This is a genomic window from Neobacillus niacini (genome assembly GCF_030817595.1).
Taxonomy (GTDB): domain Bacteria; phylum Bacillota; class Bacilli; order Bacillales; family Cytobacillaceae; genus Neobacillus; species Neobacillus niacini_G.
Genome location: NZ_JAUSZN010000001.1, coordinates 3,365,004 through 3,389,856 on the forward strand (window position 1 = coordinate 3,365,004; position 24,853 = coordinate 3,389,856).

The 24,853-nt window shown below is 36.9% G+C and carries 22 protein-coding genes; 6 read left to right on the plus strand and 16 right to left on the minus strand.

Going from position 1 to position 24,853, the window contains the following annotated elements; genetic code table 11:
- The first annotated feature begins 85 nt into the window (after window positions 1-85).
- The 4 genes from QFZ31_RS16050 to QFZ31_RS16065 all read left to right on the plus strand — a co-directional run bounded on the left by QFZ31_RS16050 (window position 86) and on the right by QFZ31_RS16065 (window position 4,387).
- The gene (locus tag QFZ31_RS16050) at window positions 86-982 is read left to right on the plus strand and encodes an alpha/beta fold hydrolase (RefSeq protein ID WP_307304347.1); all 897 of its coding nucleotides are present in this window, start codon (window positions 86-88) and stop codon (window positions 980-982) included.
- A 25-nt stretch (window positions 983-1,007) separates the two neighbouring features.
- A complete protein-coding gene (locus QFZ31_RS16055) occupies window positions 1,008-2,177 on the plus strand; it encodes an acyl-CoA dehydrogenase family protein (RefSeq protein WP_307304350.1) in 1,170 nt (389 codons plus the stop codon).
- Window positions 2,178-2,266: 89 nt separating this feature from the next.
- The gene (locus QFZ31_RS16060; RefSeq protein WP_307304353.1) at window positions 2,267-3,247 is read left to right on the plus strand and encodes a VOC family protein; all 981 of its coding nucleotides are present in this window, start codon (window positions 2,267-2,269) and stop codon (window positions 3,245-3,247) included.
- Window positions 3,248-3,346: 99 nt separating this feature from the next.
- Window positions 3,347-4,387 (plus strand): AbrB family transcriptional regulator, encoded by a 1,041-nt coding sequence (locus tag QFZ31_RS16065; protein WP_307311604.1) that lies wholly within the window; start codon window positions 3,347-3,349, stop codon window positions 4,385-4,387.
- 303 nt (window positions 4,388-4,690) lie between these two features.
- On the opposite strand, the gene QFZ31_RS16070 is transcribed toward QFZ31_RS16065, so the two are convergent.
- The 6 genes from QFZ31_RS16070 to QFZ31_RS16095 all read right to left on the minus strand — a co-directional run bounded on the left by QFZ31_RS16070 (window position 4,691) and on the right by QFZ31_RS16095 (window position 11,501).
- A complete protein-coding gene (locus tag QFZ31_RS16070; protein WP_307304355.1) occupies window positions 4,691-6,127 on the minus strand; it encodes a glycoside hydrolase family 1 protein in 1,437 nt (478 codons plus the stop codon).
- Window positions 6,128-6,221: 94 nt separating this feature from the next.
- Window positions 6,222-7,613 carry a glycoside hydrolase family 1 protein gene (locus QFZ31_RS16075; RefSeq protein ID WP_307311606.1) on the minus strand — a complete coding sequence of 464 codons (1,392 nt, stop codon included), beginning with the start codon at window positions 7,611-7,613 and terminating at the stop codon, window positions 6,222-6,224.
- Between the two features lie 50 nt (window positions 7,614-7,663).
- Complete coding sequence (locus QFZ31_RS16080) at window positions 7,664-8,272, minus strand: hypothetical protein (protein ID WP_307304356.1); 609 nt, start codon at window positions 8,270-8,272, stop codon at window positions 7,664-7,666.
- Window positions 8,273-8,341: 69 nt separating this feature from the next.
- Window positions 8,342-9,619, minus strand: coding sequence for an ABC transporter substrate-binding protein (locus tag QFZ31_RS16085; protein WP_307304358.1), 1,278 nt, complete (start codon window positions 9,617-9,619; stop codon window positions 8,342-8,344).
- 88 nt (window positions 9,620-9,707) lie between these two features.
- Window positions 9,708-10,595 (minus strand): carbohydrate ABC transporter permease, encoded by an 888-nt coding sequence (locus QFZ31_RS16090; RefSeq protein WP_307304360.1) that lies wholly within the window; start codon window positions 10,593-10,595, stop codon window positions 9,708-9,710.
- A 21-nt stretch (window positions 10,596-10,616) separates the two neighbouring features.
- The gene (locus QFZ31_RS16095) at window positions 10,617-11,501 is read right to left on the minus strand and encodes a carbohydrate ABC transporter permease (protein WP_307304362.1); all 885 of its coding nucleotides are present in this window, start codon (window positions 11,499-11,501) and stop codon (window positions 10,617-10,619) included.
- Between the two features lie 553 nt (window positions 11,502-12,054).
- Here QFZ31_RS16095 and QFZ31_RS16100 point away from each other — a divergent pair.
- The gene (locus QFZ31_RS16100; RefSeq protein ID WP_307304364.1) at window positions 12,055-14,289 is read left to right on the plus strand and encodes an alpha-galactosidase; all 2,235 of its coding nucleotides are present in this window, start codon (window positions 12,055-12,057) and stop codon (window positions 14,287-14,289) included.
- A gap of 38 nt (window positions 14,290-14,327) precedes the next feature.
- A complete protein-coding gene (locus tag QFZ31_RS16105) occupies window positions 14,328-15,263 on the plus strand; it encodes an ROK family protein (RefSeq protein WP_307304367.1) in 936 nt (311 codons plus the stop codon).
- 41 nt (window positions 15,264-15,304) lie between these two features.
- Here the strand turns inward: QFZ31_RS16105 and QFZ31_RS16110 are convergent, their stop codons facing one another.
- From QFZ31_RS16110 to QFZ31_RS16155, 10 genes are all read right to left on the minus strand, one after another.
- Complete coding sequence (locus QFZ31_RS16110) at window positions 15,305-16,318, minus strand: LacI family DNA-binding transcriptional regulator (RefSeq protein ID WP_307304370.1); 1,014 nt, start codon at window positions 16,316-16,318, stop codon at window positions 15,305-15,307.
- Window positions 16,319-16,500: 182 nt separating this feature from the next.
- Window positions 16,501-17,469, minus strand: coding sequence for an acetylxylan esterase (locus QFZ31_RS16115; protein WP_307304371.1), 969 nt, complete (start codon window positions 17,467-17,469; stop codon window positions 16,501-16,503).
- A 132-nt stretch (window positions 17,470-17,601) separates the two neighbouring features.
- On the minus strand, window positions 17,602-17,847 hold the full coding sequence (locus QFZ31_RS16120; RefSeq protein WP_307304372.1) for an HPr family phosphocarrier protein: 246 nt from the start codon (window positions 17,845-17,847) through the stop codon (window positions 17,602-17,604).
- Between the two features lie 282 nt (window positions 17,848-18,129).
- A complete protein-coding gene (gene manA / locus QFZ31_RS16125; protein ID WP_307304374.1) occupies window positions 18,130-19,077 on the minus strand; it encodes a mannose-6-phosphate isomerase, class I in 948 nt (315 codons plus the stop codon).
- 15 nt (window positions 19,078-19,092) lie between these two features.
- A complete protein-coding gene (locus QFZ31_RS16130; RefSeq protein ID WP_307304376.1) occupies window positions 19,093-19,962 on the minus strand; it encodes an ROK family protein in 870 nt (289 codons plus the stop codon).
- Between the two features lie 15 nt (window positions 19,963-19,977).
- A complete protein-coding gene (locus QFZ31_RS16135; RefSeq protein WP_307304378.1) occupies window positions 19,978-20,685 on the minus strand; it encodes a GntR family transcriptional regulator in 708 nt (235 codons plus the stop codon).
- A gap of 105 nt (window positions 20,686-20,790) precedes the next feature.
- The gene (locus QFZ31_RS16140; protein WP_307304380.1) at window positions 20,791-22,194 is read right to left on the minus strand and encodes a glycoside hydrolase family 1 protein; all 1,404 of its coding nucleotides are present in this window, start codon (window positions 22,192-22,194) and stop codon (window positions 20,791-20,793) included.
- Between the two features lie 132 nt (window positions 22,195-22,326).
- Window positions 22,327-23,622, minus strand: a complete 1,296-nt coding sequence (celB, locus tag QFZ31_RS16145; protein WP_307304382.1) for a PTS cellobiose transporter subunit IIC — start codon at window positions 23,620-23,622, stop codon at window positions 22,327-22,329.
- Between the two features lie 15 nt (window positions 23,623-23,637).
- Window positions 23,638-23,970 carry a PTS lactose/cellobiose transporter subunit IIA gene (locus tag QFZ31_RS16150; RefSeq protein WP_307304385.1) on the minus strand — a complete coding sequence of 111 codons (333 nt, stop codon included), beginning with the start codon at window positions 23,968-23,970 and terminating at the stop codon, window positions 23,638-23,640.
- Window positions 23,971-23,983: 13 nt separating this feature from the next.
- Window positions 23,984-24,286 carry a PTS sugar transporter subunit IIB gene (locus tag QFZ31_RS16155; protein WP_307304388.1) on the minus strand — a complete coding sequence of 101 codons (303 nt, stop codon included), beginning with the start codon at window positions 24,284-24,286 and terminating at the stop codon, window positions 23,984-23,986.
- Window positions 24,287-24,853 lie beyond the last annotated feature (567 nt).

Consider the following 24,853-nt stretch of genomic DNA (forward strand, 5'->3'; position numbering starts at 1 on the left):
AATAAAAATCACTATTATATTTAAAATTTTCAACAGTTATACTCAAAACAGAAAATAACAACTAATCAGTACAGGGGGCAAAACGATGACAATTTTTGAAGGATTCCATAATAGTTACGTATTAGCAAATGGCGTACGTACACATTATTCTTGGGCCGGAACAGAAGGACCAGCTGTAATTTTACTACATGGTGCAGGACCAGGAGCTTGCGGCGCAGCGGGCTGGCGTTTTATGTTACCTGCATTAGCAAAAGCTGGGTTCCGCGCATACGCAGTAGACCAACTATCAATGGGGTTCACAGATGCACGTCCTCACGCATGGCCAGTAAATGGGCATCAAAGCTTAGTGGACCATGTACATGATTTTATTGAAGCATTATGCCTAGATGAGGTATCCCTTGTAGGCAATTCTCAAGGTGCTTACATTGCGGCTAAATATGCAATTGACCACCCGGAAAAAGTAAATAGGGTTGTTTACATCGGCAGTAATACAATGTATCAAGCAATGCAGGAAGTACCCGAAAGAAAGCTGCGTTCATTCTTAGAAGTGATTGGTTACGACTATACAGAAGAATCATTACGAAAATTTATGTACCGCAATTCAAGTGAAGACACAGTCATACCGGAAGAACTAATTCAACTGCGTCATCAAGCAGCAACCCGCCCAGGTGTAAGAGAATCAAATCAAGCGTTCGATGCTTACTTAGCAAAAATGAACGAAGATCCAAAGCTATGGGATCGTTACTGCATCAAAGATGCATTACCAAAATTAAAAATCCCTAGCATTTTCATTTGGGGTAACCAAGATTCTGTTGCACCAGTGGAGACAGGTTATAAGCTTGAGAAATTATTACCGAACATTAAATTCGAATATATCGAAAACTGCGGTCACCAAGCACAAACCGACCAGCCTGAAATTGTGAATAAACTTGTCACCGATTTTTTAGCAGTGGGAAAAGATCATACAGTAATAGCACAATAAACTATTTTTTGAAAGGAATGATCAAATGGTAACAGTAGTTGAAAATAAGGCAACTTATAAAGAAATCATACAAAAAGCAAAACGTATCGGCGAAGCTGCAGAGTTAGAAGCAATCGAAGCAGACCTAAACTCGACAATTTCTCCTCGTATCGCGGATATTATCCGCGAGGAGGGAATTCATCGTTTGATTTTACCGAAAGACTTTGGCTACCCACAACTGGATTGGCGCACGTTCGTTGATATGGTAAGTACAGTTGGTTACCACAACTTATCTGCTTCGTGGTTAACATACTTCTTCTCCGTGCACAACTCTTGGGTATGCTACTATCCAAAACACATCCGTGATGAAGTTATTAACCAAGGCGGTTTCGTAGCGGATGTATTTGCACCAATCGGCAAAGTAGAATCAGTTGAAAACGGCTATATCGTTTCAGGTAAGTACAGCTTTGTAAGCGGTATCAATTACAGCGATTGGGTCGGCGTTGGCGCAATTATGAAATTCGATGACAGCGACGTACCTGAGCGTGTAGGTATACTATTAAAAGTTTCTGACTTAGAGGTTGTGAAAACTTGGGATTCTCTTGGTCTTCGTGGATCAGGCAGTAATACATTAATCGTCGATAGAGTGTTCGTAAAACCAGATGCCATCCTACGCTTTAGCAAAATTATCGAAAAGAGCCAGCCACCATATGAAGAGTTCGATCAAGACTACTTATACTACAACACACCATTCTACCCTGGCTTCTATGTAGGGTTCGCAGCAATGGCTGTTGGTGGTGCAGAGCGTGTACTTGACGAATTTGAAAAGCATACAGCAGGCCGCGTACGCTTCTCTGGCATAAACGAAAAAGATTCTCCTGCGAGCCAACGCGTGCTTTCAGAGTTAAAACTTGAAATGCTTTCTGCTAAAGGTTTATTAAATGAATACATTGCAATGATGGAAACAGATAAAGGCGGCCCGTACGAAGGGGCAAAATATAAAGCTATCCGTGCAAAGATTATTGATAAGTGCACACAAATCGGTGTTAAATCACTCCTTACTTTAGGTGGACACGCATTATTAAAAGGTCACCCAGTAGAGCTATTCACTCGTGACTTAATGGCAATCGCCACTCACATTACTTCTTTATATGAAGACGGCATTCTAGGTTACGGCAGACACTTATTCGGCGTGAATACAAACATTCAAGGGTAATAGTAGTATTCGAAAATATGATTTAAAAAGAGTGGATTAGTATTTCACATGTCCTCTTATAAAAACAACTAATTATGAGGTGAAAATAAATGGAAAAATTTCATTACGCACCGGAAATTGCAAAATTAGGACACGTAGCTTTAGTGTCAGCAGATCTTGAAAAATCTTTATGGTTCTTCCGCGACACAATCGGATTAGAAGAAACAGAAGTGGTAGATGGCGTACACTACTTACGAGCTTGGGGCGACTTCGAACACCATACATTATCAATTACAGCTGGTGAAACTTCTTACATCGATCACATCGGCTGGCGTACAAAACGTCGCGAGGACGTAGCAACTTTCGCAAAATTATTAGAAGATGCTGGTACAGAGGTACGTTGGATAGAGGCAGGCGAAGAAGTGGCGCAAGGTGAAGCTATCCGCTTCAAATTACCAAGTGGTCACCGCTTTGAACTATACTACGATATGGAAAAAACACCTGCTGATGAATCTCGCAAATCAGTACTTAAAAATCAAACATATAAATCTTGGGCAAAAGGTGTATCTCCACGCCGTATCGACCATGTAAACTTACAAACTTCTCACGATAACGCTGAAATCGTAAAATATTTACAAGAAGTATTAGGTTTTAAGTTGCGTGAATATTTCGTAAATGCAGACGACGTACAAGTAGCAAGCTGGTTATCAGTAACAAACTTAGTACATGACGTAGCAATCATGTCTACATCACGATCAAAAGAACCAAACGAAATGCACCATATCGCTTACTGGTTAGACAACGCTCAAGATTTACTGCGTGCTGCTGACATTTTATGCGAATCAGAAGTACAATTCGTTGGTCCTGGTAAACATGGAATTTCTCAAGCCATGTACATTTACGTAAAAGACCCAGGAAGCGGCTTACGTCTTGAAATCTTTACAAACGGGTACTTAATCTTCGAGCCAGACTGGGAGCCAGTGAAATGGACTTATGAAGAATATTTGAAAAATGGTTCCGCATACTGGGGTGATCGTCGCCGCGATGACGTAGATCGTGAAGCACAAGTAAAAGAATTAGCGAAATCATAATAACTAAACCACCAGTATTCATGACGACGCTGGTGGTTTCTTAAGTAATAAATGTAGTTACGAATATTATCATAGGAAGGGGTGTTACTGTTGAAAGCAATGTTAAAGGTGTTAATTTTATCTTTAATTGGCGGTTATATTTTTAGCCTGCTGCACATCCCTATTCCTTGGATGCTCGGCCCCATTGTTATCGTCATGTTAGCCCAATTTGTTTATAAAGGGCCGCTCAAATGGTCCGGCCAAATGCGTGATTTAGGTGTGGTCATGGTAGGTACCGTCATTGGTGTACAATTTAACACCGATTTATTCGGTATGATGGGCTCCATTTTATTTTACATGATCACGCTAAACGTTATTTTAATCGGGGGCTCAATCGGCATCGCCTACTTAACGAGTAAATGGGCAAAAATCCCAATGAAAGCTGCAGTATTAGGCGCTATCCCTGGTGGTTTAGGTCAAATCGTCGTTTTTGCCGAGGAAGAAAAGGTTAAAGAAATTGGCGTTATTTCTTATTTTCAAGTAATTCGGTTATTACTAGTCGTTGTATTCGTACCGTTTATCGTCGCTGGCCAAGTAATTAGTAAGCATCCAACAGACGTGAAGCTAACGATTAGTTTAGTATTATTAATTGCTCTTGCATGGGTATGCTCACATTTAACGAAACGCATCCATTTACCAGTCGCATTTTTCATCACACCGATTATTTTGTTAATTACGCTGCAACTCACAACACCAATCGCCATGCCACAAGTACCTGGCATATTAATGGACGTCGCACAGCTATTAATCGGCGCCCATATTGGCTTAATGCTCAAGCCACATATGATTAAGCTTCCGGTCCGTGTACTTGCAGGCGGCATTTTTAGCGCATTCGCACTGATTGCCCTAACCTTCGGCTCAAGCTTCCTAATGTCATTTGCAATAGACACAACATTCGCAACAAGTTTTCTGAGCACAGCCCCAGGCGGCTTAGATCAAATGGTATTATTAGCTGATGAAGTTAAAGCAGAAGTCTCGCTAGTTTCGATGTTCCAAACGTTCAGGCTTCTGTTCATCTTTATTTTAATTATGCCTTCAATGAAAATGTTTTACCGTTGGAGAGAAAGAAAGAAATTTTCTGCAATTAAGCAAGCAGTGTAGTTAACCATATATAATAGAAGGAATTAACTATTTAAATCCTTTCGAAGAACAAGAAAGGCAATAGCCAGTAGGGTTAGTTGCCTTTCTTTAAAATAAGTTGTCAATTACACTCCAAATGGCTTGAGTGGTGATCGCAGAAATTTACCGAAATGTAACGAACATGATATTTTCATTTGTTTGCATACAACACTTAAGAGTTTTTGGCGAAAAGAGATATTTGATAATCTAAGAATAACTATTAAAGAAACTATTCCATTTCGTTGTCTAACTATAATAAATTAAAATTAAAAAACTACTAACACCTTATCTAAATACATCCTTATGAATTTGTAATTCTCTATTCTCTATGATGTTCATATACCAATAGGCAGACTTCTTCATTTTACGATTACGATTCTCTTCTAAATTGATTTCTACAAGTCCATACCTGTTTTTGTAAGCATTCATTGGTGAAACATTATCTGTGAACGCCCATAGCATAAAGCCTGTACAATTAGAGCCTCTTTCCACAGCTTTTAACAACCATTTTAAGTGATCACTAATGAATTCAATCCGGTAATCATCTTGAATAATCCCTTCATCATTCTTGAACCTGAACTCATTTTCAACCCCCATACCATTTTCCGCAATAAACCATTCGATATTTCCATAGTCTTCCTTCATTCTCATTGCCATATCAAACATAATTCGCGGGTAGATTTCCCATCCACGATATGGATTCATTTTCCTGCCAGGAAGATCAAACATTTCATAATAATAGGCAGGATGGAATGGGGTGCTATCATTCCAGGCAGTCGTTCTAGCTTTAACACGATACGGGAAGTACAGATTCAAGCCGACATAATCCACAGTATTTTCTTTTATTATTTGTAACTCATTCTCCGTTGAATCAAATGAAATATCATGCTTTTCCATTAACTCAAAAAGCTCCGGCGGATATTCCCCTTTAATGGAAGGATCCAAAAAGATGCGATTAAAAAAGAGATCATAAATCCTAGCTGCTTCTATATCATGTTTAGCCGAAGAACGAGCGTAAGTGACCTCTGGATTTAATATCACTCCGATTTTAGAACCATATCTTTCCTTATACCCTTTTTGATTAAACAGCTGAACCACTTTTGCTGTTGCAAGGGCTTTGTTAAAATTCCACTGCATCCATTTTTTTGTATTTTGTTCGAATGGATAGCGAATTGCATCAAGATATACACGCGTTTGGACGACGATCGGCTCATTGAATGTAAACCAGTTTTTTACTCGATCCCCATACCGCTCAAATACCTTTTCCGAATATTTTACGAATAAGTCCACGACATGCTTTGAACCCCAACCGCCATAGGTTTCAAATAATTCACCAGGAAGCTCATAATGTTCCAAACAAATCATTGGTTCAATCCCGTTTTTTAGTAATTCATTGATAACCTGATCTGTATAATCCGCATATTCTTCATCGACAATAACACTTTCATAGTCTAACAAAAAACGAGACCAATTGATGGAGGTTCGATAATGGGTCAGTCCTATTTCTTTCATTAATACAATATCTTCTTTAAAACGATGGTAAAAATCAGTTGCAATCGCTGGACCATAACCATTATGCCAAACATGCTTGTTATTTTTATACCAGAGATCAAGATACGAATCCTGTTTTGTCTTTTTCCCTGCCCATCCTTCTGTTTGCCAGGCGGAGGCTGCGGCCCCCAATATAAAATTTCTTGGAATCTTCATTATATCGAAATCCATAATCGTTACCCCCTTAAAATAAAAAGGGGATTAATAGATGCCCACTAATCCCCCTTTTATCAAAAATTCATTTAATATGATGAGTTAAGCTGAATTATTTTACAGAAGCACTTTCGGGAAATTCTAATTTTTCACCGTTCGATGCAATTACTCTCTTGTACCAATCAAAACTCTTTTTCTTATATCTCTTTAAATCTCTCATATCTGTTTCACCTCGGTTCACAAAGACAAATCCATAGCGCTTTTCAAATTGCCCCCCGGAGCTAATAAGATCCGTTGAACCCCATGTAAGGTAGCCAATGACATCTACTCCCTCTTCCATGGCAAATTTCATTTGCTTGATATGCTCACTTAAATATTCAATACGGTAGTCATCTTCGACAGTATTGTGTTCATTTAATTCTTCTCGGACACCAATTCCATTTTCTGTTATAAAAATAGGCAAGCGATAACGGGCATACATATCCTTCAAGCAAACTCTGAATCCAATCGGGTCGATTGCCCATCCCCACTCATTTGTCTTTAAGTTAGGGTTTGGAGTCATACCCGAAATAAGCCACTTTCCATCTACTTTCTCCGCACTTACAGTCTGACTTTGGTAATAGCTAATGCTTAAGTAATCGACGGTATTTTCCTTTAAAAGTTCAGCATCGCCATATTCAAAGACTGGCATAATGCCCTTTCTTTCAAGATCCTTTGTGATATAAGTAGGATATTCCCCATGTGCAAATACATCAAAATAGAAATCAACTAATAGTTCTTTTGCTTTCATATTGGCAATTGCATCTTCTGGTTTGCAAGTATGTGGATATGTTACCTGATAGGTGACCATACCAGCCATTTGTCCGCCAGGTACAAGTTCATGAAGAGCTTTAACTGCTTTTGCATGAGCAACAAACGCATTATGGGTTACTTGGTATCTTAATGCTTCTTCATATTCGGCACCATCTAATTTGACACCCCACAACTCCGGATTTGTTAAAACTAAATTCTGTTCATTAAATGTAAGCCAGTATTTTATTTTATGACCAAAACGCTTGAACACGGTTCTTGCATAACGCTCAAATAAGTCAACTACTTTTCTTGAAGCGAAGCCATTATATTTTTCTGCAAGAGCAAGCGGTAAATCAAAGTGATAAAGGGTGATAACTGGCTGGATGCCATTCGCAATCATTTCATCAAATAAGTCATCATAAAACTTAAGACCATTTTCATTTACTTCCCCTTCACCATCTGGAAAAATTCTTGACCACGAAATGCTTGTACGATAGGCATTAAAGCCCATTTCTTTAAATAGTGCAATATCTTCCTTATACCGGTGATAAAAATCGACAGCTGTTTTCCAGTCTGATTGTCCTTCCTTTATAGGTCTTGCATCAACTATAGAAGGTCCCTTTCCGTCTTCATTCCATGCTCCTTCTGTTTGGAAAGATGTAACAGCTCCTCCCCACATAAAACCTTGTGGAATAATATTCGCATATTTCATTTCCATTCCTTTTTTCCCCTTTCTAATTTGAAAAATTTCTAATGGCCCTATCAAACTACTAATTTTTTTAATACTATTTTTACGCCATTAGCATAGATAGCAGGTGCTAGAAAAATAAAAAAGATAAAATTCTTATAGGATACACTAAACAGAACGATCATCATTAAAATCAAGATAATGGTTCTGAAGAACCGCTTTATCATTAGATAAAATCCAAACATAATCGATTTTTTTAAGGTTAAATCCATGTTCACTAAAATCCATGAAATATAGGTAAACAACACTAGAGTCAAAAGAAATAAATAAATCATAGAAAACTTTATAATTGACGCAGTGTTGCTGCTAATCGAATTTGGCAACGGTATAATAATAAAAGCACTAAAATAGATTAGTAGAAAGGACGTTACCAATGATAATCCTTTATACCCCTTATATTCGGAACTAATTTCTTTATACAATATTCTAGTCGGAGTTCCATTTCCTAATAAAATTTCCTCCATTACTTTAAGCATTGTACAAAAAGATGTTGTTAGTCCAAAAAATACAAAGCTTTTGACTAACGTAATCCAAAAAAAGAAACTTGATTTAACCAATTGATAGATTAAATCAATAAGCCCTAAAAATTTGGATTCCATTATACTTACAACGCCTTTTTTCATCCTAATCACCTTCTAGGGAAAAGGGTACTCGTTTAAAACATAAACAAGTACCCCCTCGATTAAAGTTTTTTATTTCAGTTTATATTCTTTACGAACTTGATCTGCAAACTTCTTCAATTCTTTAGCTGGATCTAAATTTTTCAGATTAATATTATCGGTTACCGGAGTAAACTTTGCATCAATCTCAGCATATGCAGGAATGTATGGAGCAGGCATAACAGTCTTTCCTTCCTGCAGGATATTCGCTAATGATTCTACATTTTCAGGAGCATTAGCCATAGTGGAAATCTGGTCAGCATTACGTTTAACAGTAGGAACAGCTGAAATAATCTTAGCCTGAATATCTTGACCTTTACCTGTTGTTAAGAATTCTAACAATTTGAATGCTTCTTCTGGATGTTTTGTATTCTTGCCGATTCCGATTGGAAGGTACGCAGCAGGCGAAATGTTTCCTGCTTTACCAGCCGGAATTGGAACAATATCCCACTTAAACTTAGCATTTTTATTATATTCAGCCCAATCCCATGGACCCGTAATTTTCATTGCCGCTTTTCCAGTCATGAATAGGTTGGACATTCCTTGTGATTGTGCACTTGTTGGCTGCACATGATATTTGTTAATTAGATCACGGGCAAATGTAACGGCCTCAATCGTTTCAGGTGAGTCGATAAGGACTTTCTTGCCATCTTGACTGACAAGTGCTCCTCCATTTGAAGACAATAATGTACTTAAATAAAAGTTTTCAATACCAAATTGAACTGTTTTTCCATTTTCAACCTTGGTTAATTTTTGAGCAGCAGCTAGGAAATCATCCCAAGTCCAGTCATCTTTTGGATATGGAACTCCAGCTGCATCAAACATGTCTTTGTTGTAACCAATCATCTGGGTAGATGCATCACGAATTAAGGCATATTGTTTGCCATCAACTTGTCCTAATTCAAGAACATTAGGCATATATTCATCTTTATTGATTTTTTTATCAGACAAATCCACCAATACACCTTTTGAAACAAATTGTCCTACAGCATTTGGCTGAAGCCAAACTAAGTCAGGCTGGTCCCCACCTGCAGACATGGTTAAAAATTTGTCATTGTACTTATCATATGGAGCATAAACCGGCTTAACTTTTATCCCAGGATTTTCTTTTTCAAACTCTTTAAAAATATCACCTTCTAATTTTGTTCCTTCAGGATTGTTATTCCACGTTAAGATCCGAAGTGTGACATCTTTTGAACCACCGTTTGAGCTTGTTGTTTCAGATTTAGAACTTGAACAGCCTGATAAAAAAACAGATAGTACAAAAACAAGTGATAACAGCAAGATCCCTAAACCTTTTTTCTTTCTCATTTGATCGATACCCCCTAGAATATTATTTGATTGATAAATGTACGCATAAAGAATGAATACTTTTATCTGAAGTAAAACCAAAATTCAATCATCCTTTACCACCAGTAGTAGCAATACCTTGGATGAAGTATTTTTGTCCAACAAAGAACAAGATGATCAGCGGCAGGATAATGAGGACGCTGGCAGCCATCATCGGTCCCCATGAGATAATTAGGGCACCTTTAAATTGCAAAATCCCTAAAGCAAGCGTGTACATGGAATCATCATTTAAATAAATTAATGGTCCCAGAAAATCATTCCATGCCCACATAAAGCTTAGCAACGCAACCGTTATAACAGCCGGTACTGATAAAGGCAGGATGATTCTCCAAAAGATTCCGAAAGTACTGCACCCGTCCAAATAAGCCGATTCTTCGAGTTCTTTTGGTATCGTCTTAAAGAATTGACGAAGCAAGAATATAAAGTAGGCGCTTCCAAAGAAATGCGGGACAATTAGCGGTAAAAATGTATTTACCCACCCAAGTTTAGAAAAAATCATATACACAGGGATCATAGTTACTTGAGGCGGCAGCATCATCGTTGCTAATAGTAAAATAAACCAAAAATTACTTCCTTTTGCCTTTATACGGGCAAATCCGTATGCCACTATTGTGGAAGATACCACTGTCCCAACAACGGTCATTAAAGTTACAATAATGGAGTTCCAATAATATTTTCCAAAACTAACCATCGTAAAAACATCTTGATAGTTTGAAAACTTCCACTCTTTTGGAAGAATGGTTGGCGGAAAAGTTAACGCTTCACTCTCGGGTTTTACCGAAGTACCTAATAACCAAAGGAAAGGAAAGATAAATACAATCGATAATCCAACCAACAAAGCGTAAGTCGCGATTCTTTCAATGATTCTCACCTTTTTTATACTACGCTCTTTTTTAACTCTTATTTTCGAGTCTACTTTTGCTTCAGTTAGTTCCATCCTTATTTCTCCCTCCCTCTATTACTCATCGAATTCGTAGTATACCTTCTTTCCAAACACTTTAAATTGAATAAGGGTAAAGATTAAGATAATGATAAATAAAATCCACGCAAGGGCCGAAGCATAGCCCATCTTAAAGAATTTAAAGGCATCTTGATAGAGATAGAATACGTAAAATAGAGATTTGTAGTTTGGACCGCCATTCCCGCTTGAGACAACGTATGCCTGTGTGAAAACCTGAAATGATCCGATAAGTCCCATGATTAAATTAAAGAAGATTACGTTTGAAGTCATCGGGACGGTAACATGCCAGAATTTACGGAGTTTTCCTGCACCGTCTAATTCGGCAGCTTCATATAAAGATGCAGGTACACTTTGAAGACCAGCCAAGTATATGACCATCCCTCCACCTGCACCCCATAAGCTCATGATGATCAAGGCAGGCTTAACCATTTCTTCACTTAATAACCAATTTGAAGTTGGCAAATGTAAAAATGACAGGACTGCATTTGCTATACCGAAATCAGGCTGGAAAATTAAAATCCATAGCAAGGAGCTTGCGACCGTTGGTACCAATGATGGTAAATAAAATATAGTTCTAAATACCCCCATAAACTTTACTTTGGCATTTAATAATACAGCCAACAAGTATCCAACTACTAAACCCAGCGGTACACCCAAAATGGTATAAAATAAAGTATTCCATAAGGACTGCCAGAATAATGGATCCTCTGAGAATATCTTCTTGTAGTTTTCTATCCCTACCCAATTTGCTGCTCCCAGTCCTGAATAATCAGTAAAAGACATGTACAAAGAGTAAATCATTGGTCCTGCAGTAAAGATAAAGAAACCAATTAACCAAGGTAAAATGAACATGTAAAATAAAAATGTTCTGGATTTATTCATCTTCCTCCCCCTCTTTCCCGGGTTTTCCCTGAATTTTTATAGTAATATGTAAACCCTTTCATAACAAATTAATAAAATGAATTATTCCTCCTCTAGTTGTTTAGTAGAATTAGAATTTTGTAATTTTCATATCTCTTCCTTAGTTATCTAAAACTAAAAATTAATTAATTACTTTATTTACCTATAATTTAATTACTTAATTGTAGATAACCAAATTACTTAACAAACTCATTATACACTCATATTTTTTAAAATGTCTATACTTTTAGTAGAGAAATTTTAAAAATTAAAATTTTCACTCAACTTAACATCTTGATCCCTTGATATATCTATTTTATTGTTCTAACGATTGTGGTTAGATATAACTAAAGTTACGATATATTCAAATTAACATATTTTTAACTTATCGATTACTTAAAAAACATGAAAATATATTGTAATTAATTAATTAAATTGTTAAACTTTTAACTAACAAGCAAACAAACCTTTGTAAAGCGAAAATGAAGGTGTTTCCAAATTTAATGTTTTACTACTTTATTAGAGGTGGTGCGTAATGACAATTAAGGTAAATAAATTAACAAAGGAATTCCATCTATATAACAATCAGATAAGTTATATTTTCCGAGTTCTAGAAAAAAGCAACCAATTAGAACATTTGTATTTTGGCAGAAGAATTAACCATCGAGATTCTTTTAGCCATTTAATTGAACGAGAAGTGCGCCCTTCATGCAATATGTTTGAAGGTGATCATACTTCATCCCTTGAACATATCAAGCAAGAATATCCAAGCTTTGGAACTACTGATTTTCGTTATCCGGCGCACATGGTAACCAATCAAATAAGAAGCCACATTACAAATTATCAATACCAAAGCTATCAGATCATTCCAGGCAAACCTGCTCTGGAGAACCTACCTGCAACTTATGTGGAAGATTCCAACGAGGCAGATACATTAGAAATCACGTTGATAGATGAAGTTTTACAAAGCAAATTATTCTTAAGCTACACGATTTATTCGAAGCGAAATGTAATATGCAGGAATGCCCGATTTATCAATACAGGTGCAGAGGCTTTCTATATTAATAACGCGATGAGTACAAGTGTCGATTTTCCGGATGACGAGTTTGAAATGCTCCATCTCGCCGGAGCTTGGGCACGCGAGGCTCATGTAGAGGTTCAAAAAATATCCAAGGGAGTCCAATCCATTTATAGTGCAAGAGGAGCAAGCAGCCATACCCATAATCCTTTCTTAGCTTTAAAAAGATTGGACACAACCGAGCATACTGGAGAAGTCTATGGATTCAGCCTTGTTTATAGCGGCAACTTTTTAGGGCAGGTTGAGGTAGATACGTATAGCGTTACCCGCGTAATGATGGGGATTAACCCATTTCAATTTAAATGGAAATTAAACCCGAATGAAACCTTCCAAACACCCGAATGTGTGATGGTGTATTCAAACGAAGGCATGAATGGTATGAGCCAAACTTATCATGATTTATATCGAACCCGCCTGGCTCGCGGATATTGGCGTGATAGAGAACGCCCAATCTTAATCAATAACTGGGAGGCTACTTACTTTAACTTTAATGAAGAAAAAATCCTATCCATAGCAAAAACAGCAAGGGATTTTGGAATCGAACTATTTGTTCTAGACGATGGTTGGTTTGGGAAAAGAAATGATGATACCAGTTCATTAGGAGATTGGTTTGAGGACAAAGAAAAATTGCCTAACGGAATTCAAGGCTTATCAGAGAAAATTGAGGCTTTAGGGATGAAGTTTGGACTTTGGTTTGAACCCGAAATGGTTTGTAAAGATACGAAATTGTTCCAGCAACATCCTGACTGGATTATCGCAACCCCAAACCGAAGGGCGTCACATGGCCGGAACCAATTTGTTTTGGATTTTTCCAGAAATGAAGTAGTCGACCACATCTTTACTTTAATGGACAATATCCTGTCAAAATCAAAGATATCTTATATTAAATGGGATATGAACCGTCATATGACCGAGATCTACTCAACAAGTCTGGAATTCGATCAGCAAGGAGAGGTAGCTCACCGTTATATTTTAGGAGTGTACAGACTTTACGAAAGATTAATAGAGAAATATCCGCAAATCCTCTTTGAGTCTTGTGCCGGCGGCGGTGCCCGCTTTGATCCAGGTTTGCTCTATTATGCACCACAGGCGTGGGCTAGTGATGATACGGACGCGGCCGAGCGCTTAAAAATACAATACGGTACTTCCATGGTTTATCCATTAAGCTCGATTGGAAGTCATGTTTCTGCTGTACCCAATCACCAAGTAGGCAGGATTACACCAATCGATACAAGAGCAAATGTCGCTTATTTTGGTACCTTCGGATATGAACTCGATATCACAAATCTAAGTGATGAAGACAAGTACAAAGTAAACGCACAGACCTCATTCTTTAAAGAAAAACGACAATTGATTCAAAATGGCCATTTTTATCGATTGCTCAATCCATTTGAATCAAACGAGGTTTCTTGGATGGTTGTTTCCGAAGATAAGAAGGAAGCAATGGTCGGTTATTACAAAGTTTTAGCAAAACCAAATGATAAATACTACCGAATTAAACTAAAAGGGCTGGATCCAAACACACTTTATGCAATAGAAGGAAAAGAGACCACCCACTACGGTGATGAACTGATGAATATTGGAATCGTCCTCGCCGAAGATTATACCGATCGTGCCGGAGAATATTGGAGTAGAGAAAAATTAGGCGATTTCTCTTCTCAACTTTTCCTTTTAAAAGAAGTAAATGTATAAACTAACTACACAACAATCCGAAAAAGGAGAAGGGTTTAATGAGAAACTACATGGTGTTCGACGTGGGCGGAACAAATGTAAAATATGCTGTGATCAATGAAAAGGGAGAATTCTTGACCAAAGGTGATTTTCCATCATCCCCATATGATTTTGATCAATTCCATAACATCATTGTTTCAATTACAATGGAAAATAAACAAAAATACAATGTTGTTGGACTTGCATTCAGCTGTCCAGGAGGAGTTGATAGTGAGACAGGGATTATCGGCGGAGCAAGTGCTCTTCCTTGGATTCACGGACCAAATTTCAAAGAGGTTTTTGGCGGGTCTACAGGGTTGCCAGTAGAAATCGAAAATGACGCAAACAGTGCTGCCTTAGGGGAAGTTTGGAAAGGTGCCGCAAAAAATAATCAGAATGTCATGTTTACAATTATTGGTACGGGAATTGGAGGTGCTGTTATAAAGGACCGAATAATCCATAAAGGTGCCAATTTGCATGGCGGGGAAATTGGTTATATGGTTCTAAACGTCCAACATCATAACGGAACCAATACCTTTCACACCTGGAGCCATTTAGCATCAACAGGCGCACTAGTAAAGGCTGTAGCTAAAGTCAAAGGTATTTCAAGTTCCGAATTAAACGGTAAAAAGATATTTGAAGCAGCGGAAGCTGGTGATCAAGACTGTATAAAAGCAATCGAAAACTTCTATCTTTATCTGGCGCAAGGAATTTACAACTTCCAGTATATATACGATCCTGAAAAAATCATTATTGGCGGTGCTATTAGCAATCGTATTGACTTGATTGATAAAATTTATGAAAAACTTGACCTAATTTTAGATACTGTTAAGATTGCGAAGGTTCGGCCAGTGATTGAGGCATGTCATTTTAAAAATGACGCGAATCTGCTTGGTGCGTTATTTCATTTCTTACAACGACAGGAACAGGAACGAATAATTACAAGAATATCATGAAAGTGATGATAAAAAATAAAACAAGGCAGAGATGCCTTGTTTTATTTTTTTTCTATATTTTTTACCGAGTCTCTGAAAATAATGTTTCCCTTTATAAACGTTCGTCCATACTTTTTATTAGGATTTTTTATTTTTTCCATTATAAACTTAACTGAAACTTTTGACATTTCTTCTATATCGACTGCAACCGTGGTTAATGGTGGTTCAGTTAAGGTAGCAAAAATAGAATTATCAAAACCAACCACCGAACAATCCTCCGGGACATGAATACCTCTCTTGTGTAATTCGTTAATGAGGTTATAGGCAACCTCGTCATTATTACATACAAACGCGGTAGGCATATCTTCAGGAAATGCTATATCGATATAAAATCCTTTCTCATCCCGGTCTTTAATGACGTATTCATTTTTTAGTTCGATTCGATGTTCAAGCAGTGATTTAAAATATCCAAGGAATCGGTCCTGTATACTGCTAGTCGCGTGGACATCCCCTACAAAGGCAATTTGCCTATGACCATTACGTATTAAATAATTGGTGACTTCATACATTCCATAGAAGTTGTCCGTTAGAATGGAGTCAATTTCATTTTGATCCGTATAAAAATCTAAAAAGATAGCTGGAATATCGATTTTTTGAATTTCTTCTACGTACTGTTTTTGAATTTGACCAAGGAAAATAAGTCCATCCACTTTCTTTTCAGTATATATTCTTGGCAATACAAGTTGAGCCTCATCCTCATGACTCAATATGTGCAAAATTCCTGAATAATGATAGCTCTCCAGAACCCTTGATAATAGTTGATAAAATTGCAGATAGAACGATGTTGTTTTACCAGTGAAACGTTCATGTATAACAATCCCAAGATTATAAGATAAACCCTCTTTCATGGACTTTGCGTGGGTATTAAACCGATAACCCATCTCTTCCGCGACCACTTTTATTTTCTCTTTTAACTCTTCACTAACGCCTTCTTTATCATTAAGCGCCTTTGAAATGGTAACACTGCTGACTCCTAATCTTTCTGCTATGTCACGCATTGTAACATTCCCTTTCACAACAATTCCTCCGATTCGTTTTAAACAAAGTATTCTATTTTAAGAATAACTTTTTTTTATCATGATAGTAAATAGTATTGACTGAAAATCATCCTTTTTAAAACAATACGAAAGAACCCCTCCTTTTTATGGAGTAACAAGACTACCATTACGAAGAGACATGTCCATTTCAATCCTGTATTTTACTTATCTAATAGATCAGAAAAAAACGAATGGACTTTATCACCAAAGGTTCGAACATACTCATGTCCATATTCATAATAGACCATCATTTGTTTAGGTGATTGTATTTTATTATATACAGCAAATTGTGTAGAGGGCGGACAAATAAGATCCTCCATGCCAACAGCCCATAATACTTCCGACTTTACTCGATCTGCCAGATGTTGAATATCAATATACCCAAGTTTATTGAATAACTCCTCTTCCCGTTCGTGAGCAGGGTCAATAAACTTAAAATAATAATGTATTTCTTCATAGGCGGAATTGGCGATGTCTAACTCCCATACCCTTTTATAATCTGAAAGGAATGGGTAAACGGCTACGGTTTTCTTGATTCTGGGTTCCAAAGCTGAACAAACAATAGCTAAAGCTCCACCCTGCGAAGCACCATAAACACCTACTCGATCGGCATCCACATTTTCCATAGAGCAGAGGATTCTAGCTGCATGCACCGTGTCTAAAAAGACATTACGATAATATAATTTTTCCGGATGATCTTCTTCAATCCCACGAATTATATGTCCTTTTAAAGTCGTACCTTTCACCTGGTTATTATCTACCGATAATCCACCTTGACCGCGGCAATCCATTGCTAAAACGGTAAATCCTTCTGCTGCATAACCCAGCTTATCTATCCAATCCCCACTACTGCCATGATAACCATGGAACCAAACAAGTCCTGGGCCTTGCCCAACTCGATTCTTCGGTCTAACAAGCTGACAATGGATTCTAGCACCACCGACTCCTGTAAAATAAAGATGATAGCATTCTGCAACTCTACTATTAAAATTTGCTGAAATTAGTTCATAATTTAACGATTGTTGATTTAATTCCTCGAGTCCCTTTTCCCAAAAATCATCAAAATCCTTAGGTTTTGGATTTGTCCCCTTATATTCCTTTAATTGATGCAAAGGCATGTCGAATTTCATTCTATTTCCCCTTAGATTATCAGTTGAATTTTAAAAGATTTTCCCCTTATTAACTTTATCGATAACCTTATTATAAATCTATCATTATTATCCGTCAATTCGATAGTATCGTATTATTAGATAAATTTCATTTTAAAGGAAGCTAGCAAGCACCTTTATTGCGTTTTGCTCATCACAACCGTCTGTTACTAATGTTATTTCCTCTCCGAACCTAATTGCAGCTGACATAACTCCGATTATGCTTTTGGCTTCAATAGTTTTTTCATTTTTCAAGATAAATACATTGCAATCAAAGGAAGAAGCTTTTTCCACAAATTCAGCTGCTTTTTTAGCTTGTAAACCACACGGTAAATCTATAACAATATTTCGTTTTATCACAGTCACAACCCCTCGGATATTTTACTTATATTTATTCTATATTTTAAGTTATAAATATTCAATATTAGGTAAAAAATAAACTAAAAAAATCATAAACAGGAAAATATCGCCGCAATGTAGAATGGCTTTTGAATTGTATACTAACTTTAAGCCATATTAAGTGTTCACGATTATAATTAACCGTTCTGAACAAAAAAATCGCTCAATCCATTTGGATGAGCGCTTCCCTTTAATTTATATTAGCTAATAAACATTTTATCGATTTGATTTCCAATATAACTGTTATGGATGGGAAACAATAAGTTCACAATCACCGTCTACGGAAAATTCCCCTAGTCCTACAGGAATAATGAAATGTGTTCCTTTACGTAAAGAATACCTTTCTCCTTGATAACTCAATGTGCCTTCTCCTTTGATGACGCTGCATAGTAAATATTGATCTTTATAGGAGAACGAAGAAAGACCTCTTACATCCCATTTATAGACAGAAAAAAAGTCCGATTCTACAAATCTAGTAATCTGTACATTTTCCTTTACCTCTATTGAAGGTTGACTTCCAGTAACTTGATGTTGGACAGTAGTTACCTCAATCGCTTTATCTAAGTGAAGGTCTCGTAAATTTCCTTGGTCATCTTTACGGTCATAATCATAAACTCGGTAGGTTGTATCAGAGCTTTGCTGTGTTTCTAACACCAGTGTTCCTTCACATAATGCATGAATGGTTCCACTTGGTACATAAAAAAAGTCTCCGGCTTTGATTTTCACTCTACGAAGTAAATCATTCCAATTTCCTTCATTAATTTGCTGAATTAATTCCTCTTTTGTCTTTGCATTATGACCAAATATCATGTCTGCGTCTTCTTTACAATCAATGATATACCAGCATTCGGTCTTTCCTAGTTCTCCATTTTCATTGGCTTCGGCATATGCATCATCAGGATGAACTTGAACCGATAAATCCATGTTAGCATCTAAAATTTTGGTTAATAATGGGAACACTTCTTCTTTTGGGTTCCCAAAAAGCTCAGGATGTTCCTTCCAAAGCGTGTCCATGGCAACACCAGCAAAAGGACCATTTTCAACAATTGAAGGTCCATTTGGATGTGCCGAAATCGCCCAGCATTCTCCTGTCTTATCAAATGGAATGGAATAACCAAACTCATTTTTCAAGGCCTTTCCTCCCCAAATTCTCTCTTTAAAAACAGGTTTTAAAAATAATGGCTCCATCAATAATCCCCCTATTTTTTACTGTTTTTCACCTTGTAATGCTTGATAAGCCAACAAAAGGGATCCAGTTATCCCAGCGTGGTCTCCTAAGCCAGGACTAACAATGTAGTCGGAAAGATCCGGCAAGGATACATAATTGTTTATTAACTCTGGCAAATATTTATAAATATAAGTAAATACTTGTTTTTGATTCATGACACCCCCGCCGAGAATAATCTTTTTCGGTGAAAGAATCAAAATGTATTGCATAAGTGCTTGAGCAATATAATAACCTTCTAAATCCCATACTTCTTGACGGTCTACTAAGCTATTTCCCTTTGCACCCCATCGTTCCTCAATGCCTGGCCCTGCTGCCAACCCCTCCAAGCAATCATGATGATACGGACATTTCCCTGCATAGGTATCATTTGGATGGCGTCTTACAAGGATATGGCCCATTTCCGGATGTGAAAGACCCTCAAGCAATCTTCCTTGAACCATTGCTCCTGCCCCAATCCCGGTGCCAATCGTGATATATAGGCAGCTATCTAGCCCTTTTGCTGCCCCAAGTGTAGCTTCCGCTAAAGCAGCTGCATTAACATCCGTATTGAAACCGACAGGTAGGGAAAAAGCATCCTTCATCGCTTGTACAAAGGGATAATTCTTCCATGCAGTTTTAGGTGTTGAGGTAATATAGCCATAAGTTGGACTTTCCTTATGGACATCAATCGGGCCAAACGATCCAATCCCTATTGCTTTTAAATCATATTTTTTAAAAAACTGAATGACCTCTGCCATTGTTTCCTCTGGCACAGTTGTTGGAATCTGAATACTTTCAGCAATGTTTCCCAATTCGTCTCCTACGGAACAAATAAACTTTGTTCCGCCTGCTTCGATTGCGCCCAACATATCAAAATCCTCCTGTTATCGTTTCATATCGACCATTGTTACTTCAAACTTATCATATCTATGGCGTGAGAAAGAATATTCAAATGGAACACCATTATTTAAAAATCCCACATGCTCCACTTCTAGTATTGGATCATCACCCTTACAGGCCAAATGTTCTTGATCCAGGTCATCTGACTTACAAGCTCTTATTTTTCGATGAGATCCTGCAATCGTTAAACCCAGTGAGTTGGTGATATATCCGTAAATCGATCCATATAAAATTTCATCATTTATGCCTGGCACGATAGTTGTTGGCATATAAGTTTTTTCCATTACATACGGTTCACCATCAACGAGTCTTAACCTGATGATATTGTAGATAGGAGTTTTGTTATCAATCGCTAAATGTGCTGCCACTTCTTCCGATGGAAACTGAACTTCGAATTTAATAACTTTACTTGTAACTTTTTTGTCTTTTATTAGGTTCGTCAATCCTTCATTACGAATCACATTTACCCGGCTATCTTGAATTGCGGATTGGACAATAAAAGTACCGTGGCCTCTTTTACGATAAAGGAGTCCCTCCACCACTAAAATATCAAGGGCCCTTTTCATCGTCATTCTGCTGCACTTAAATTCTTTGGCCAAAGATATTTCGTCAGGTATTGGCTGATCTATTGGATATTCGCGTTTTATGATCCGATTTCTAATCTCGTAACAAATTGTTTCATACTTGGTCATGTCTAAACCACCCTATTAAAAAGATATATTATTTAAATTATAAAAGAATAATTTAAATATCGTTCATATTCTTTTAAAAAGATGGCTAGGCTTGACCATCTTCTTTTAAAATCCATTATTATCAGACACAGTCTTAAACCAGTGACCGCTCTTTTTAATTGTTCGTTCTCCATCTTTATTTAGGTTAACAGAGACAAAACCATAGCGGTTTTTATACGCATTTGTCCAAGACCAGTTATCCATGAATGTCCATAAATGATAGCCCTTTACATTCGAACCTTCTTCAATGGCTTTTGAAACCCACTTTAGATGTTCTCTAATAAATTCAATTCGATAATCATCTTGGATGATTCCATTTTCATCTCGGAACTTTTCTTCGCCTTCTACACCCATACCATTTTCCGAAATGAAACATTCAATATTCCCATAGTTTTCTTTCAAATTAATGAGAATATCATAAATACCCTTTTCATATATTTCCCAGCCGCGGTGAGGATTCATCTTTCGTCCTGGCATGACGTAATTATCAAAGAATCGCTCCGGCAAGAACGGGGCTTCCGGATTTGGAAGATTTTCTTTTGCTTTTACCCGTCTTGGTTGATAGTAATTAACTCCAAGAATATCAACGGTATTGTTTTTAATAATATCTAAATCCCCGTCTTCGATTACAGGCATAAGGCCTTCTTCCTTTAAGATTTGCAAAAGTTCTTGAGGAAACTCACCTTTAACAGAAGGATCTAGGAATGACCTGTTAAAAAACGCATCCGCTATTACTGATGCTTTTATATCAGCAGGGTTTTGGCTCCTTGGATAGGAAGGTGTCAGATTTAAGACAATTCCAATTTTCCCGTCTTGTTTTAATTCTCTATAGGCTTTTATTGCTTTTGCACTGGATAACATGGTGTGGTATCCGACTTGCACTGCCTTTTTGAAATCTACTACATTCGGATAATGGAAATCGTAAAGATATCCGCCCTCAACCGGTACGATTGGTTCGTTATGGGTAAACCATTTTTTCACACGGTCACCGAACAGTTCAAAGCAAGTTTTAGCGAATGCTTCATAGGCGGCTACCACTTCTCGGCTTTCCCACCCGCCAATTTTTTGAAGTTCCATTGGCATATCAAAATGAAATAATCCAACGAATGGCTCAATACCATTATTAATGAATTCGTTAATGACATTATTATAGAATTCAATTGCTTTAGGATTGACCTCCCCTGTGCCTTTTGGAATTAATCTTGACCAAGAAATGGACATCCGAAATGAGTTATGACCAATTTCCTTCATTAACTTTATATCTTCTTTGTATTTGTAATAGAATTGAGAAGTGTTAGCAGGACCTACTCCGTCAAAGAAGCGGTTCGGCTCGATTTCATACCAGTAATCCCAAATGTTTTTTCCTTTTCCATCTACATCAGCTGCACCCTCAGTTTGTGTTGCAGAAGCTGCCGATCCCCACCAAAATCCTTCTGGAAAGCTATATTTAATTTCATTTGCACTAGTCATAATTTTAAATCTCCTTTTTTAACTTAGAGGTAATAAGTACAAGATTATAAATAAAGGCAGAGAACTACGGTGCTTCAGAATATTCCCTTGCATCTTCCGTGTTTTCACCTGCCCCTTTCATATTAATAAAACTTATGCTGCTTTGTTTTCTTCTTCTTTTTCTTTTTGTATATTCATTCGATCCAATGACTTTAAGAAGGGGAACCAAATAACGAAAACAATTAAGATATTTACAAGCTGAAGTAATCCGCCTGCTAATGAGTTTGTTGCCATAATTCCATTGATAAAGAATGGAACCGTCCATGGTACCGCTACGCCTGTTGGAGGTGGAACTAGACCAGAAGCCATTGCAAAATAAGAGACAAGTGTAACCACCATTGGAGCAAGAATCCAAGGAACAATAATGATTGGATTCATAACAATCGGTAAACCAAAGATGATCGGTTCGTTAACATTGAATAGGCCAGGTCCTAAACCAAGTTTACCAACCTGCTTCATTTGTTTGCTCTTCATAAAGAGAAGAATCGCTAACACAACCGCTAAGGTCATACCTGTACCGCCCATTCCAACAGTGTAAATCTCAATAAATGGTTTCGAGATGATATTTGGTACTGGATTTCCAGCTGTATATGCCTCTAAGTTTTCAATCATTAATGTATTCCAAATTGGATCCATTACTGAGTTAATGATCACTTGTCCATGTAATCCAAAGAACCATAAAATTTGAATAAAGAAAATAGCAATCAAGGTAGGAATAATTCCACTGCCCAAACCAACTAATGGGGCTTGAATAGCTTTGTAAATAATATCATGCATATTTGTATTAAATAATTGTGTTACGAAAATATTAATTCCTAAGAAAACAGTTAAGGTAATAAATGCCGGAATTAACGCAGCAAATGACTTCGCAACTGCAGGTGGTACTCCAGGAGGCATTTTAATGGTAATGTTTTTTTGAACAATTCTACGGTAAATCTCAGTTGCTAGAAACGCTGTGATCATTCCAAGGAACATCCCTTTAGCACCTAAACGGTCTAAAGGAATAACACCTGTTACTAATTCTCCATTTTCAGGTTGAACCACAAAGGGTGTTAACATAAAGAACGATACAAGTGCAATGGCACCACCAAAAATGGCCTCAACATTATAACTTCTAGACAAATAATACCCAATACCAAACACTACGAATACAGACATAATTCCCATTGTAGCCGAAGAGGCTATACCGAACATATCCCGGAAATTAGCGATAGCTCCCTCGTTCATTAATTTATCCAGGAATGGTAAGTTCGTTAATACAACAAAGATCGATCCGAATATTGTTAACGGAAACGCAAGCATAAAAGCATCTCGCAATACCGATAAAAAGCGGTTGTTATTAAGTTTTCCAGCAATTGGAACGAGGTACTTACTTAGCTTCTCGAACATTGTTTGTTTCTCCTTTTAAAGTTTTTTTATTTTAAAAAGCTCTAATAATTCTTTTACAAGTTCTTTCATTGATAACGTTGACATTAAATGATCTTCTGCATGCATCAATAGTAACGCAAACTCAACTTTTTCTCCTGATGCCTCTTGCTGAACCATCTTAAAATGAATCTGGTGGGCAACATGCAAATCTTTTTCTGCCTCCACTAAAAGATTGTCTGCCTCTTCGATCCTACCTTCACGATACTCGCGAAGGGCTTGAATCACTTTACTTCTCGCATTGCCGCTATGAAGGATCAGCATAAAATTAATTTGTTCACTCGTTAATTCGTCTATATTTACATTTTCCATTACAAATCCTCCATTACATTAAAGATAAAGCTTGTTCATAAGCTTTTTTACCATCAGCCAAACCGTAAGCCATCATATCAATAACATCCACTTTAATGCCATATTGGTTCGCTTCTTTTTGGAATTCACCTTTTAAGAAACTCATTTGTGGCCCTATTAAGACAACATCAGCATTCGCCATTTCCTTTCTCGCTTGGTCCTGTCCAACCGCCCAGATTTTTGCTTCCTCACCAATTGAAGCTGCATACTGTTCCATTTTTGTTACTAAAAGGCTAGTTGACATTCCTGAGCTACATGCTAAAAGAATTCTTTTCATTATTATCAAACTCCTTAAAATTATTTTTAATTTTAACGTTCTCAAAAACGTTTACATTAACCGCTTACTTTTTTAATTATAATCATTTAGAAATAAATGTCTAGACATTTTATTATTAAAATATATACAAATCATAAAAATTTTTTTTACAATTTGATACCTTTATTTCCCAATAACAGTTGAGATAATTAATATTTTGATTTTTTGCTAAAGAATAAATTTAGATGATTTAAATAAAAAAGAGGAAGCCACAGCTTCCCCCATTGTTATTTATAAAGCAGAAACCTATTTAACTTCTAATTGGTTGGTGAAGATAAACAATTGATTAAGGTTGCTTCTTTTAACCTAATGATTCTTCTCCAAATCTTTTCCATAGAATAGGAAATAATGCTCTACATCATCTTCCTCCCAATCAAATTCTATGTAAGTTTTTTACTTTAATCCCTTTTGTACTCATCATATATATATATTATCAATGCAATCACTATCACCAGTCCTTACAACTTGAGAAAATGGAACACTTTTCAAGCACTATCGTTTTTCGGCTTCCATAATACCTGTTAAAAC

What these genes read in the sequence shown, in the direction of transcription:
- QFZ31_RS16050 (WP_307304347.1), top strand. Translation starts at nt 86, where the DNA reads ATGACAATTTTTGAAGGATTCCATAATAGTTACGTATTAGCAAATGGC.
- QFZ31_RS16055 (WP_307304350.1), top strand. Translation starts at nt 1,008, where the DNA reads ATGGTAACAGTAGTTGAAAATAAGGCAACTTATAAAGAAATCATACAA.
- QFZ31_RS16060 (WP_307304353.1), top strand. Translation starts at nt 2,267, where the DNA reads ATGGAAAAATTTCATTACGCACCGGAAATTGCAAAATTAGGACACGTA.
- QFZ31_RS16065 (WP_307311604.1), top strand. Translation starts at nt 3,347, where the DNA reads ATGTTAAAGGTGTTAATTTTATCTTTAATTGGCGGTTATATTTTTAGC.
- QFZ31_RS16070 (WP_307304355.1), bottom strand. Translation starts at nt 6,127, where the DNA reads ATGGATTTCGATATAATGAAGATTCCAAGAAATTTTATATTGGGGGCC.
- QFZ31_RS16075 (WP_307311606.1), bottom strand. Translation starts at nt 7,613, where the DNA reads ATGAAATATGCGAATATTATTCCACAAGGTTTTATGTGGGGAGGAGCT.
- QFZ31_RS16080 (WP_307304356.1), bottom strand. Translation starts at nt 8,272, where the DNA reads ATGAAAAAAGGCGTTGTAAGTATAATGGAATCCAAATTTTTAGGGCTT.
- QFZ31_RS16085 (WP_307304358.1), bottom strand. Translation starts at nt 9,619, where the DNA reads ATGAGAAAGAAAAAAGGTTTAGGGATCTTGCTGTTATCACTTGTTTTT.
- QFZ31_RS16090 (WP_307304360.1), bottom strand. Translation starts at nt 10,595, where the DNA reads ATGGAACTAACTGAAGCAAAAGTAGACTCGAAAATAAGAGTTAAAAAA.
- QFZ31_RS16095 (WP_307304362.1), bottom strand. Translation starts at nt 11,501, where the DNA reads ATGAATAAATCCAGAACATTTTTATTTTACATGTTCATTTTACCTTGG.
- QFZ31_RS16100 (WP_307304364.1), top strand. Translation starts at nt 12,055, where the DNA reads ATGACAATTAAGGTAAATAAATTAACAAAGGAATTCCATCTATATAAC.
- QFZ31_RS16105 (WP_307304367.1), top strand. Translation starts at nt 14,328, where the DNA reads ATGAGAAACTACATGGTGTTCGACGTGGGCGGAACAAATGTAAAATAT.
- QFZ31_RS16115 (WP_307304371.1), bottom strand. Translation starts at nt 17,469, where the DNA reads ATGAAATTCGACATGCCTTTGCATCAATTAAAGGAATATAAGGGGACA.
- QFZ31_RS16130 (WP_307304376.1), bottom strand. Translation starts at nt 19,962, where the DNA reads ATGTTGGGCGCAATCGAAGCAGGCGGAACAAAGTTTATTTGTTCCGTA.
- QFZ31_RS16135 (WP_307304378.1), bottom strand. Translation starts at nt 20,685, where the DNA reads ATGACCAAGTATGAAACAATTTGTTACGAGATTAGAAATCGGATCATA.
- QFZ31_RS16140 (WP_307304380.1), bottom strand. Translation starts at nt 22,194, where the DNA reads ATGACTAGTGCAAATGAAATTAAATATAGCTTTCCAGAAGGATTTTGG.
- celB (WP_307304382.1), bottom strand. Translation starts at nt 23,622, where the DNA reads ATGTTCGAGAAGCTAAGTAAGTACCTCGTTCCAATTGCTGGAAAACTT.
- QFZ31_RS16150 (WP_307304385.1), bottom strand. Translation starts at nt 23,970, where the DNA reads ATGGAAAATGTAAATATAGACGAATTAACGAGTGAACAAATTAATTTT.
- QFZ31_RS16155 (WP_307304388.1), bottom strand. Translation starts at nt 24,286, where the DNA reads ATGAAAAGAATTCTTTTAGCATGTAGCTCAGGAATGTCAACTAGCCTT.